This window comes from Fontibacillus panacisegetis, from assembly GCF_900102215.1.
Classification (GTDB): domain Bacteria; phylum Bacillota; class Bacilli; order Paenibacillales; family Paenibacillaceae; genus Fontibacillus; species Fontibacillus panacisegetis.
Map to the genome: position 1 here is coordinate 1 of NZ_FNBG01000054.1, position 13,308 is coordinate 13,308.

At 44.2% G+C, this 13,308-nt stretch carries 11 protein-coding genes; 7 read left to right on the forward strand and 4 right to left on the reverse strand.

Annotation, left to right across the window (positions count from 1 at the left end; all coding sequences use genetic code 11):
* Nucleotides 1–235 (reverse strand): hypothetical protein (locus BLS49_RS25060; RefSeq protein WP_217640079.1); only part of this gene is annotated, 235 nt, incomplete at its 3' end.
* A gap of 260 nt (nt 236–495) precedes the next feature.
* Nucleotides 496–1,470 carry a helix-turn-helix transcriptional regulator gene (locus BLS49_RS23630; RefSeq protein WP_091236451.1) on the reverse strand — a complete coding sequence of 325 codons (975 nt, stop codon included), beginning with the start codon at nt 1,468–1,470 and terminating at the stop codon, nt 496–498.
* 110 nt (nt 1,471–1,580) lie between these two features.
* On the opposite strand from BLS49_RS23630, the gene BLS49_RS23635 reads away from it, so the two are divergent.
* Genes BLS49_RS23635 through BLS49_RS23645 form a run of 3 tightly spaced genes read left to right on the forward strand, consistent with a single transcriptional unit; the run spans nt 1,581 to nt 3,594 of the window.
* Nucleotides 1,581–2,066, forward strand: coding sequence for a GyrI-like domain-containing protein (locus tag BLS49_RS23635; RefSeq protein ID WP_091236467.1), 486 nt, complete (start codon nt 1,581–1,583; stop codon nt 2,064–2,066).
* Nucleotides 2,067–2,087: 21 nt separating this feature from the next.
* Nucleotides 2,088–2,552: a phage tail protein gene (locus BLS49_RS23640; protein ID WP_091236453.1), complete on the forward strand. Its 465-nt coding sequence runs from the start codon at nt 2,088–2,090 to the stop codon at nt 2,550–2,552.
* A gap of 58 nt (nt 2,553–2,610) precedes the next feature.
* Nucleotides 2,611–3,594 (forward strand): alpha/beta fold hydrolase, encoded by a 984-nt coding sequence (locus BLS49_RS23645; RefSeq protein WP_245742760.1) that lies wholly within the window; start codon nt 2,611–2,613, stop codon nt 3,592–3,594.
* Nucleotides 3,595–3,625: 31 nt separating this feature from the next.
* On the opposite strand, the gene BLS49_RS23650 is transcribed toward BLS49_RS23645, so the two are convergent.
* Entirely contained in the window at nt 3,626–3,865 is a 240-nt protein-coding gene (locus BLS49_RS23650) for a hypothetical protein (protein ID WP_091236457.1), read from the reverse strand.
* A 408-nt stretch (nt 3,866–4,273) separates the two neighbouring features.
* On the opposite strand from BLS49_RS23650, the gene BLS49_RS23655 reads away from it, so the two are divergent.
* From BLS49_RS23655 to trpB, 3 genes are all read left to right on the forward strand, one after another.
* Entirely contained in the window at nt 4,274–6,034 is a 1,761-nt protein-coding gene (locus tag BLS49_RS23655) for a GMC family oxidoreductase (protein ID WP_091236459.1), read from the forward strand.
* Between the two features lie 608 nt (nt 6,035–6,642).
* Entirely contained in the window at nt 6,643–7,350 is a 708-nt protein-coding gene (locus tag BLS49_RS23660) for a DNA alkylation repair protein (RefSeq protein WP_091236460.1), read from the forward strand.
* 134 nt (nt 7,351–7,484) lie between these two features.
* Nucleotides 7,485–8,648, forward strand: a complete 1,164-nt coding sequence (gene trpB / locus BLS49_RS23665; protein WP_091236462.1) for a tryptophan synthase subunit beta — start codon at nt 7,485–7,487, stop codon at nt 8,646–8,648.
* A gap of 81 nt (nt 8,649–8,729) precedes the next feature.
* Here the strand turns inward: trpB and BLS49_RS23670 are convergent, their stop codons facing one another.
* On the reverse strand, nt 8,730–12,260 hold the full coding sequence (locus BLS49_RS23670; RefSeq protein WP_091236464.1) for a hypothetical protein: 3,531 nt from the start codon (nt 12,258–12,260) through the stop codon (nt 8,730–8,732).
* Nucleotides 12,261–12,582: 322 nt separating this feature from the next.
* Between BLS49_RS23670 and BLS49_RS25065 the strand changes: the two genes are divergently transcribed.
* Nucleotides 12,583–12,678: a YjcZ family sporulation protein gene (locus BLS49_RS25065; protein ID WP_217640080.1), complete on the forward strand. Its 96-nt coding sequence runs from the start codon at nt 12,583–12,585 to the stop codon at nt 12,676–12,678.
* Nucleotides 12,679–13,308 lie beyond the last annotated feature (630 nt).

Genomic DNA, 13,308 nt, shown 5'->3' on the forward strand with positions numbered 1-13,308 from the left:
GAACAAATTCAAAAATCTGTGGGGCTTTGAGTTGTAATGGATGCACTAAATCTCGGTAAATCCCAGCTTCTCTCGCCATTTCACTCCCGCCCCATTTAATTATGCGTGTTTCACCAGTTGCCAACTTTACTCTATAGACTTCTGAAAGAGCCCATTTCCTTAACAGTGACCATTCAGTAACCTCATTCAGCAAGGGTATCATTGAGTAATAATCTGAAAAGCATGTTGGAATCATTCCTGTATTCCCTCCCACATCATATACTTACGAAACACATTTTTACATATATGGTGAAAAAGATATAGACTTATAATTCTCCGTTTGGTATGATGTTGAATAAGGTCTTGAAAAATTTCAGGACTCTTTTTTTATCTTCTTAAACAGTGAAGGCCATCCTAAAAGGATGGCCTTTTTCATAACTTGCCGTTACAGACAGCGCAGAGAACTTCATTATAAGTAAATGATTTTTTTTTCTGCTTTTTCACGCCAGGCTGTTTCTATCTACTCAACTTTTCTTTAAGACAACCTACTCTTTCTTGTAAACCTTCCAACACTTCTTTTGGCGCTTCCTTGATTTTGATATCTTCACCCAGGAAAAGGAGCCAATTTGTCATTTCAATCAACTCTTCGAGTTTCTTCACATTAACAAAAGCCTTTAGAATGGCTGTGGCTTGGTATGGATTTGTATAGGAAATTGAAGCTTTTAAAGGATGGTATTTTTTGTACTGTGCTATAGCTGTTGGACCCACTTCAAGGACAAGGTTGATTTCTTCCTGTTGCTTATTTAGTTTTTCTAAAATCTTTTTCTGACTTAATCTCTTCTTCTGCGGGTAAGGCCTTACATCGGTGAGCCCATCGACGGGAAAGATCTTCTTCTTTTCCTCCTTCAAATCAAAGCCCTCCATCAACCATAGACTTTTTTCGTGATAAAGGTGCAAGAGATAGATTCCATATGTCTTGATGACTCTCTCTTCTTCGATGGTAATCAATAAATAGCTATCCACAAGAAGGCTTTGGATGAGTTTTTCTAACATAGGGTGGGGGAGGTCCGAAAGCTCAAGCAGGTCGGGATTATGTGGGTTGGTTCCTTCAAAAAGCAGGATTTTATTTAAAAGAACAAGATCATCTTGTTGGTTATTTGAGATGAGGCCCAGTAATTTTTCAGCCAAAGATTGGCGACTTTTTAGATAGGGGAGCTGTGCATTTCTTGTAGCCATAAAGGCAATAAAAAGAGCTTTAAGCTCATTGTCGGTAAAACGCACACCAGGCAGGAGAGAGTTGTGCATGACAAAATACCCCCCATCCCTTCCAACCTCAGCAACAAGTGGCATCCCCAAGGTCTCGATTTCTCGGATATCTCTAATGGCTGTTGAACGGGAGATATTAAATTCTCGCATGATTTCAGAAATGGTAAATTGGGACCGGTTGTTGATATATCGCATGATGGTATTAATTCGTTCAACTTTTTTCATCGGAACTCCTAAACAGTATCATTTTTTGACATGATTTAAGGATATGATATAACCATCAAGTGAAGAAGGCAAATCATGAAATGAATAAAAAAGAAGGAAGGTTTTGAATGATGGCAAATTATACGCTAGAAGAAAAAGAGGGTTTTATCGTCTTTGGCCTTGGAACTGAGCTGAAGAGTGATTACAGGGACTTTGTTGGCATAAACAAGGAAAAGTCAGACTTTTGGCAGTCAGTCAGCAAAGATGGCAGACTTGACACTTTAAAAGCCATGGCCACAAATGACTACATTTTTGCCGTGAACGAAGCAGTGAATAACAAGATGATGTTTTATGCTGGTGTCATGACAGAGGCATCGGCACCTGCATCAGAAGGTTCCAGGGTTATTGAGTTTCCTAAGGGGGAATACCTGGTTGTTAAAGGGGAAGCGAATACGAATGATGAATTGAATATTCAGCTTGCTGGCATTGCCTTTGGACAAGCCTTGCCAGAAGTAAATCATTTTGCTTATGTTGGCGGGCCAAATGCAACAGTTGTGATGGGGCAGCGAGACGGCTTGGTCTATGGTGAAATGTGGATTCCTGTTGTCAGAAAATAATGAGATCAAAGGAGAAATTAAATGTCCTATATCGTTGATTTTAAAAACGTGTCTACGGTTGGTTTAGAGTCTTCACCTGTAGTAGACGCGCTTGCCGGTTTACGTGCTAATGAGGCCCGTTACTTTATGAATAAATACAAGCATGAATTTACGGTTGTACCGGCTAGTGAAAGTCAGGAAACCCTTGATTATGTGAACCGGGTTTTGAAAGAAGAACGTAATATTGAGTTTGCGGCCAAACCTTTAGAAACATCGCGTTTTCAAGTGGAAAATATCAAATGGGCCTACGTCTTTTATGAGGATGGTCTGGAGGTCAACGTCTTGTATACGGTTGATGACCCTAAGAAGCGGGCTGTTGGTTTTAAGCTTTCTGAGGGGATGGAGGTACCAAAGGAGCTAGAAGAGAAGTTTAAGTTTGCTAGACAGAAGTCCAAATTAGCTGGAACCATTCGGGGCACTTTTTTTGTCATTAAAGGAGAATATTAAAGAAAGCAAAAGAGAATTGTAGTAGTCCAAGATCCAGCAAAAGGCGAGGTAGTTAACGATGGCACCCAATGGGGTGCCTCATGTAGATCGAGTGCGTGAACCTCTCGAACGTATTGGGCATAAGCTGATATATATCGATTTGAGAGGAAGTTTGTGCATGTACCCTTATCGCCCGGAAATTTATCAATTTCCCTATTCTGATTACCGGTTTATGCCTTACAAGTATTACTCCCCTAATTCTGAAGGTGGATGGTATTGGCGGCATGACGCCCTGGAATCGGATATAAGCAACCGGATGCATAAGCAACAGCGGCTTACCTTCGTGCTTGTGCATGGCTCTTGGGCGGACGCTCACTTCTGGGATGGCATAGCGGCGGTGCTGCGCAGGAATGGGCATGCCGTCTATACGCCGGAATATGCTGGTCACGGAGAAGATCCTAACAAAAACGTTACGCATGCGATGATCACGAAGTCCGTAGTCGACTTTATAACAAAGCTGGACCTGCGGGACATCGTTCTCGTTGGGCACAGCTTTGGCGGGTCAGTAGTTCAGAAGGCAGCCGAACAGGTATCAGATCGTATTAAGCGTCTCGTCTTTTGGGATGCATTTGTATTGAAAGATGGCCAATCGGTTGCCGACGAGCTACCACCTCAAATGAAGCAAGGGTTCGAGCAGCTTAGGGCTAGCTCAAAGGACGATACGATCATGCTTCCGTTTCCGTTGTTTCGGGATCTGTTCGTCAATACGGCTACCTTGGAGGAAGCCAAACGGATGTATGCAGGCGTCACTCCTGAACCGGCTAAGCCGCTTTTTGAGAAGCTGGATCTTAAAGTGTTCTACTCACTGCCTACGCCTAAAGGCTATGTTTATTTCTACCAAGATAACGTATTGCCGCAAGGAGAGGGCTTCGGCTGGCACCCGCATATGTCCTCACGGCTTGGTCAGTTCCGCTTGATCGTAGGTGACGGCGACCACTTTACGGACACTCTTACAAGGCCGGCTATGGTGGCGCAGAAGATTTATGAAGCGGGCCGAGACTGACAATTTGCTATTTAGGGCATTTCAGGATAGATTATCCTACTCCATCACTTTCTAATAAGGAATAAAAATTATCACGGTCATCGTTATTAAATTTGCCGAGTGTCTGTACCCTAACATATTCATGTCCGCCATACATTTCTATTTCCTGACCGTACTTATCGTAGAGCGCGATCATATTGCCATCCTGATTCAACTCCATGTACCCGTAACATTTTGCTTCAGGTGCTTCACCGTAAAAGAGCGTAAATCTGATTTTGATCACTCTGTGCATGCAAATCCTCCTCTGCTGCCTCGTATTGGCTTTGAATATATACAGTATCCTCCACAAAATGTCAATAGATAACTTCCAGCTAAGAACGAACGTAAATTAGCCAGATTGGATTTGATAACTTCTCTCGAAGATCCGCACCCCGTCAAGTAAACAATTCCAAGAAAATAAAAAACGTTAAGCAGCCTTCGTCCTGTATCTATCGGACGTGGGCTATTTAGCTTTATTATGGCGAACACCTTTCCCAAATGACGTGCTCTGGGTCAATTTTTCGTTATAAAGCTTCCTGAATGTAAAGATCAGCCATAAAATGTTTGCATTCATTAAGAACTCTGTCTATATCAATCAAAGTTTGTCTACATATCTTTATAACTGTAAGGTTACTTCATTAAGAAGAAGGTGTAAAAATTAATGGGACATAGTCAGAAAAACTGCAAAAAAAGCATTTTTGATTATATTGTTATTGGTGCCGGAACGGCAGGGGGGATCGTCGCTAAGAAATTGACGGATGACATGAGATCTTCTGTACTTGTGCTTGAGCCTGGAGTAAATAGTACAGCTCAGTTAAGCAGTGCAAGCGTGTTAAATGCCATTATTCAGCATAGCGATAATAAGTTTGCCTTCAATCTTTTATCTAGAATAGAATCTCCTTTGGGTCGACAGCTGGCTACGGTCAATGGAAGGGTCATTGGCGGGAGCTCGGAGGTGAACGAAATGTACGCTGTTCGGGGGAGTAAAGAGTTGTATGATGAATGGGCTGCCCTTACTGATGAACCCCAATGGAGCTACGACCAAATCCGTTCCCTGTTTATTCAAAATGAATTCTATACGGGACTAACACAAAGTCCGAATGAGAGAGGAAGATGGGGGCCTATATTTGTCAGGCAGCAGCATATACCTTCTGATGGGCTCATCCAGACACTGGCAGATGCAGCAGCTAATGTATTAGGGATTGATAAGGTTGAGGACTATAACACCGGAGTACGAGACTGTACTTTTTATAAATCCCAATTTATCCAGAGGGAGTTTCGTAATACAATTACCCGTTCATCTACCGCAACAGGCTATTTAAATGGAAGTATCGTTACGCAGGGTAATGAGTTTTATCCTGATGAGTACGGGATTGGAAATAGGAAGCTGGTCATTTTATCCAAAACGACGGCGAACAAGATTTTATTTAAGAACAAGAACGGTCAAATGATTGCAAGTGGGGTTCAGTACGTTAGGAATGGTGTTTCCCAAAAAACATTTGCACGAAAAGGCGTGATCGTGTCGGCAGGATTTTTCTCCTCCGTTATCTTACAAAGGTCAGGTATTGGAAAATCCAATGATTTACTTAAAGCGGGGATTACGCCATTGGTTAAAAATCCAAATGTAGGATATAATCTGCAAAATCGAGCCTATGCAGGACTTGGTGTCGAAGTAGAAACATCACAGATACTACCAGTGGTAGGTGCTGATCTTAACCAACCGATTATATTAGGCGCATTTATAGCTGAAAATAAGGATAATTTAGTGGAAAGCCGCCGCCTTCAAATTCTAGGAGTTCCTGCACCACTCTTTATTCCAGCTTCAGATGTGGCAAGCAATGGGTGGGAGCTGGATTTGGAAAATAAGCAAATCAATGTTATGAGTTTTGGTCTTATAGATCTTAACCCAAGGAGCAAGGGTACTATTATGGCCTCTCACAGCGATCCCGAAGCACTTCCGTCCTTTTCCTTTAACCCATTACAAACGACAACAAATGATCTGGACTTTTTGGTGGATCAATATATTAATATGTACAATATTATTCAAGAGGCTAGATCAAATAATAGTGGGATAAAAGATGTGGTGTACCCTCCGGAGGCAATTTTCCAAATAACAGATGAAGCAGATAAAAGACAGAAGCTTGGTGAGTTCGTAAGAGCTTCGTATTCAAATTTCTATCATTATGGCGGGCAGTGCAAGATGGGAACGAGCGTCCAAGATGGAGTTGTAAATGGACGGCTGGATGTATTTGGTACAACCAATCTTAAAGTCGCGGATCTTTCGATTGCACCTATTTTGCCAGATGGCAATACATCCATACCTGCTCAAATAATAGGATTAAATGCCGTACATTTTATTCAAAATAATCCGCACCCATGCGTATTGGATGATGATGATTTTGAGGATGAGCTAGAAGATTAATGTCTTTCAAAGACATCGAAAACAACGTTGGGCATGTATCTTTCCGGGGTACATGCTTTTTTTTTTAACATTTTTTTGGTTGCTGCCCACTGTTCATTTCCGTTAAAATTTCATGAACTAGTTGAGCAGTTGTTGTTTTCCCGGATCCTGGTAATTCCTCAATCAAGGCCAGTTTCAAACTCATATTAAGTTCCTCCCTCACAATTAAGAGGATAAGCAGGTAATGATCAATAGAGATGCGTTTCCCATGAAAATAAAAGGGGTTGTCCCAAAAAGTAGGCTTACTGTCAAAACTAGAAATAGCGGTGCAAGGAAGACGATGCGGAATTCCTGAAATTCCTGCAAATGTGCAGGCTTTTGTTCATACTTTCATGGCTACTTTTATAAAACTGTATTTTTGCAGCATTTCCTGATATCTTGCCTTTACACTGCTAAAAAAGAAGCGCTTTGTTTGCATCTCTTATGTTTAAATTAACATTAAAATAGATAAATACAATCAGGGACTCCTTTGAATACATACGGATTGGGATTAAAGTTGCTTTATGTTATATTCAAATAAAGAAGCTTAATTCCTCACGACAACCTGCTGAGATAAGGAAGTGCGAACAATGGATCTAGAAGTGGTCATGAAAGAGCTTGAAGCTCTCGGCAAGGAACGCACCAAGAAGATATATCTATCCAATGGCGCGCACGAACCTCTTTTTGGCGTGGCCACAGGCGCGATGAAGCCCATCTTCAGGAAGATAAAACACAACCAACCATTGGCTGAGCAGCTCTATGCTACAGGGAATTACGACGCTATGTACTTTGCAGGGGTGATCGCAGATCCAAAGGCAATGACTGAGGCGGATTTTGAACGATGGATAGATGGAGCTTATTTTTATATGCTATCGGATTATGTGGTAGCCGTAACTTTGGCTGAAACGGATATTGCACAAGAAGTTTCCGATAAATGGATTGCAAGTGATATAGAGCTGAAAATGTCGGCGGGCTGGAGCTGTTATTGCTGGCTGCTCGGAAATCGTCCGGACAGTGAATTTTCCGAAGGGAACATAGCCGATATGTTGGAACTTGTAAAAAATACGATTCATGATGCCCCTGAACGCACGAAATACTCAATGAACAATTTTATTTACACCGTGGGAGTCTCCTATCTGCCGCTTCATGATAAGGCGGTCGAGATCGCAAAGGAAGTTGGCCCGGTGGAAGTTAATCGCGATAGCGCAAAAAGCAAGTTCCTGAATGCATCCGCTAATATTCAAAAGGCGGTAGATAAAGAGCAGCTTGGCTTCAAACGAAAATATGTAAGGTGTTAGCTTCCGATGCTAGAAAAGAAAAGAGTTCGCCTTCATTGATTTCGAAATCGGTTTGATCGGTGGAGGCGGTCTTGAATATATGCTACGATGATAAGGAAATATTTCCATCTTTATTTTGTGGGGGCGTTTACATTATGAGTGAACAAATGCAGCAAGAGGGGTATTTTGGGGAATTTGGAGGCAGCTTTGTACCGCCGGAATTGCAAGAAGTGTTGAGCTATCTAAGCAAACAATTTTACAAATTTAAAGATGACCCGGAGTTCAATGAGGAACTTCGCTATTATCTGCGCGATTATGTCGGTCGCGAGAGTCCGTTGACGTATGCAGAGCGGTTGTCCGAAGCTTGGGGCGGCGCCAAGATTTATCTTAAACGTGAAGACTTAAACCATACGGGGGCGCACAAAATCAACAACGCCATCGGTCAAATTCTGCTTGCAAAAAGAATGGGAGCAAAACGGATTATTGCCGAGACCGGAGCCGGACAGCACGGAGTCGCTACAGCGACGGCCTGTGCCATGTTTAATATGGATTGCGTCATTTATATGGGGGCCGAAGATATGCGGCGCCAAGCGCTGAATGTGTTCCGGATGGAGCTGCTTGGAGCTACCGTCGTTCCGGTTCATAAAGGACAAGGCCGGTTGAAAGATGCGGTGGATGAAGCGTTGGACGATCTGGTGAGAAACTACAAAAATACGTTCTATCTGCTTGGCTCCGCTGTCGGGCCGCATCCATTCCCCACAATGGTCAAGCACTTTCAATCCATTATTAGTGAAGAGTCGAAGCGACAAATCATCGAAAAGGAAGGGCGGTTACCGGACGCGGTGGTAGCCTGTACCGGAGGCGGAAGTAATGCGATTGGTGCGTTTGCCCATTACATTGATGAACCGAGCGTTCGCTTGATCGGTGTCGAGCCTGACCAGGCGCCGAGCTTGACCGAAGGCGTTCCGAGCGTCCTCCACGGCTTCAAATGTCTGGTGCTGCTGGATGAGGAGGGCCAACCGAAGAAGACCTATTCGATTGCAGCGGGGCTTGACTATCCGGGGATTGGACCGGAACACAGTCACCTAAAGGTCTCAGGCCGTGCTGAATATGTGACCGTCTCCAACGAGGAAGTGCTGGAGGCATTCCAGGAATTGTCCCGTACGGAGGGGGTTATTCCGGCTCTTGAGAGCGCGCATGCGGTCGCTCACGCCAGGAAGCTGGCGCCAACGATGGGTGAAGATCAAATTCTCATCGTGAATTTGTCCGGCCGTGGTGATAAGGATGTCGAGCAAGTGTTCCAAATGCTTAAGAAGTAAGCAAACCAAGTAAGAGCTGTTGAAAAAGGGCTGTCCGTCAAATCGCGGACAGCCCTTTCATTATTAATCGCACAGCATCAGCTAATTGTTATTGCGAACGTTTTTGACCGAAATGGTCAAAATACCTGCATCGTCGTCCTCTTCGTCCGTATTTGTAATCGTGAGGGTAGCTCCGGTTGTGTTGCCAACGCCGACTTGGAAAGTGAGACCGCCTTGACCGTCAAGATCGTTATTGTCCTCGCTTGTGCCTTCATATAATGTTCCTTGTACCTGAACATCAATGGTATTGTTCAGGAGCAAGCGTACTGTAATTGCATATTCTACTCGCATCTCGCCGCCCCATTTGTATTTGCGGTGAGCGGAGTTTGCGAGTTTGTCTGGACCAAGCTCGAGCTCAAGGTATTCTGGACCGGGGTTGAGAATTTCATCGGACCCGATGGTTTCCTCATCACGCCCCCAGAAGTCCAGAAAGATCTGGGCGATTCGATAGCGATCTGCAGGTGGCTGAAGATGAATGTCCACAACAAGGTCGGCGATATTTAGATTGATGTTGGCTTCTGCTGTATACAGAATCCCATCGATTACCTTGGAGCTTTTGAGCAGATATTTTCCAAGTGGGACATCTTGAAGTGTATATACCCCATTTTTATCAGTATAGGTTGTTTTTCCATCGTAGGCTTGAACAAAAGCACCTGCAACAGGCCCAGACTCATATAAAACTTTCCCCCGAATGGTTCCACGGTTTAATACCTTTTTCCATCTGCTGACTGTATAGCTCTCTACGCGTGGCTCGCGGTAAATTGCCGGTTCAGCATATCCGTAGACCCCGCCTTGTGCAGGACCGTCCCACCATAACATGTCATCTGGCGATACGGCGTCGGCATCCGTGACATTTTTCCAGTCTTCGCTATCTTTTCCGTCAGCTACATCATGGGCGAAAGCGTTAAGGAACTGATTGGCGATATCATCCGAACCATCAGTGAGAATTTCTCCGAACCAGCCTGCTTTATCGTATGCCATATTATAAATGTTGTCGTATAGCCAATACGCAGCTTTTTCGCGCTCCTTCGCAGAATAATTGTACAGCCCATCTGGAGTTGTGGGGCGTATGTTAGCACCTTGACTAATATCGCTTGGTTCCAAGTCTGTTGGAGTAACTAGCGGCTGACTGCTTTCAAGATGTGCCTGATGCGCTTTGGCATGCATCCAGATATAAGAGGAACAGACCGAAGGTCTTGTGCCTTCTGCCCAACCGGCTTCCGGACCTTCTGGATCGCGGAGACCTATGGTTGGATCGGTATAGCAATACCATCGATAATGATACTTTGGTTTGACTCCGGGCCGTCCTGCGTTGTTTCGTGCATCGGTTGCGATGGCATGGAGTGCCGTACGTACTGCTGGTGTTTCCTGCAAAGGATCAGGCTTAACGACTAGCGGAGGAATCATCTTGAACTGATCGTTGTGGGTAACACCGACCGAATGCGCTCCGAATGAAGAGATAGAATAAGTTTTGTCATATTCGGGATCAGGGAATTTCTCGCCTTCGATCGAATGCTGCACAGTCTGGGTCACTGCACCAGGCCAAATGTATTTCAGCACCTTTGGTTCAAAACCGTCGGAACCGTCGCTGACAACCCCGACCAGGTGGTCCATCAATCGTTGCTGACTGCCTGTGCTGTGGGTGATTTCATCGTAGTTGCGCGTCATGATTCCCGAATGGCTGTACCATTGTGCCGGATTTACGTTCAGCATTAATCCGCCAATGATTCCATCGCCGCCGGGTGAAAGGATGCAGTCACCCTTTCGCGCGTTCATCCAACGGGCCGGCATCAGCACTTCTTGGACTTCGTCTGTTCTTTGACACACCAATTGTCCTGCGTCTGCTGCTTTTAATTCTTCCTCGGTCAAGTTGTCAGGATCGCATATTTGTCCTTCAGCAATAGGGCCTGGTGATGGGGGGGCTGATATGGTATGAATGCCTTCACCCAATTTTTTGGTGAGCTTTTTTAGGGCATCGATAGTAACGTTGTTTTTTATCACTTTAGTAGTATCTATTTGATTTGGTAGTTTTTTAACAGTTGGGGCAGCTAAACGGTGAACCTCTAATGACTTAGTGATGGGTGCATACACAGAGGAAAATGCCTGATCGATTTTACCTTGTGTCAGTGATTTAATATTTGTTCCCAAGGGCCCCAGAGAGACAGCGAGTGTGCCTGTCTGTGGGTCAAGCACGGTATGACCCGGCTGACTTGGGTTACTCGGTCGATCAGTGATTTTGGATAGTGCACCTTCAACAATTTCCCAAGGCCACGGTTTGCGCTCTAGCTTCGGGACATTAGGTAAGGTGAGAGGGCGCGGCTTTTGATTCCACTCTTGAGCAGGGACGTCAAATACAGCACTGCATCGTACCGGAAAACGTTCTACTGTCCCTGCATATAGCACCAAAAAGCTCTTAACATCGTAACGAAGTTGCCCGGCTTGAGGCGTATTCGTTACGAACGGAACGTTGACGCTGATCCTGGAGGATGATTTAGCGGCAATCGTAATGGGCCGATCCAGATGGGTGAATGCTTTGGGTAAAGCAGCTTCCTCACCGTCAGTCGCAAGCGGAGTAATCGATACCCGATCAAGGATCATTGGAGCATTTTCCACGTTGTAGACTGTGAAGAAGCCGGTCAACATGTTATATCGCTTCTGAGCATAAAAGTCAGCCGTCACATGAGGCACGATTGTGCCTGTACCTTTACAAATCGCATATGCTGAGTGGATGGTCAGTGTCCTTTTGATTGTGAGACTAGCGTGCTTGACGTGACAGGTGACGACGAATTGGCCGATGCCGGTTGCGTGGTCGATAGCTGCAAAGTAATCGTGGCTGACCACGGGAGTACGTGTTGTAGCGGTGTTGCCATCGCCAAAATCCCATTCAAATTCAATAGGATCTGTCTGTGCTTCTTCTAGAATTTTTTTGATATCAATTTTACTTAGATCGTAGACCTCACCGATCAATCGACGCTTGATTGTATCGGGTGCTATTCGAACGCCATTGGCAGTCCGGTTTAATCCTTTTGCTTGTAGATTTACGAGTCGTCTGCTTTCCGTCCGAACGAGTGCTTTCTGATTAGCAGATATAGCGCGTCCAAGTATACCTCGTGTCGCTATACTTGGTACTAAAGTGCCCTTTCCCAAGCCTTGAATCATTTTCGGAGATATAGAAGGCCCTGTCTGCGCCTGATGAGGGGTGCGAGTGTCAATAATAGAGCCTAACGTAAGGACAGCAGTATAAGGCTGCATGGGTAACTGTGTAATCCCTAACATGGCGATATCGCTCCGTTTACGCAACGAAGGGAACGTCAGGGGGCTACCTTCCACGTTGAGGAGAACTTCTTGCCGTTCGATCTCACCATTTGGTGTACGTGCATTCACGGTCAGCTTTCGCTGACCAATGGATGGAAACTGCAGGTACTGGAGAGAACCGCGTACCCCGTTAATAGTAACTTCTGTAGTGCTGTCGTTAAGCAGGTTGTTGTCATTGCCGCAGACTTCAACGCGTACAGTTTCTCCGGGACGAACGGTGGAAGGCTCCAGGACAATTCGTCCAATAAGGCTGGTCATAAAAAACCTCCAATCGATAGAATCATTAAAAATTCGTAGACTGAGAAAATTTATGCCAGTTAATGGATAAATATTACTAGGTAATAATTAATTTAAAAAATATCAGTCAGGGCAGTGCTCTCAAAATGAGGTAGCGAGAGCTGCACTTCCTGTAAATTTTTTCGCAGCGAACAGGCAGTGGTTAACGCCGGTAGTGAACAACACTAATGCAGTTGTTGCAGTTAACAATTAAACGATCTTAAAATGACTACTGAATCATTAGGCAAAAGCACTTGCGGCGATACAGCTATCGCATATATTACTGTAGAGAGGAGGGATAGCAATGAGTGGTTGTGTTGGCGCTGGTGGATTGTTTACTTCTACTGCTGTTATCTTAGTGCTTTACATTTTGTTGGTGATTGTCCTGAGAACGTTCTAAATATTGGCGTGATGGGAAGTAAGAGTCATACCTGCAGGCTCTTACTTCTTTAGCATGTACTGTAATTTAAAGATTGCAAGATCGTTACCTTAAAACTGCAGAAATGCAGTTATTTTTATGATTGAATGCCGATAAAAGAAGAAAGCTGCAAAAGTGCGGATATTCACTCCTACCATGGCTCGATAAGCGAAGTTGGGCTGGAAAAGCTGCACTTTTGTAGTAATTTAGCCTAGGACCTCTTCCAATGATCGAAAAAGTTGCACTTTATACGAAAATAAAGAGTATGCCACAAGTATCGTGATTAGGCTCGTGTTAAACAGAAGCATCATGGGCTACAGTTGGGCGTTTTCAGCCTATCTCAGCACTTCGGTAGCAATAAAGGAAAAAAGTTCCCCTATTCCATCAGGATTCGCTCAAGATCATAAAATAAAGGAACTTAATTCCTCTATTTTGGTGATAAACGCTTGTTTTTGGCATTTTAGGGCAATTTCAGTAAGGATAAAGGAAAATACTTCCTTTATTTTCTTTAAAATCGTCTCATTTTCGAAAATAAAGGAGATTTTTTCCTCTACTGTGTTCGATCTGCAATCCTCTCACTTCTCACGAATAAGCTAGCTGTACTATTTCGCT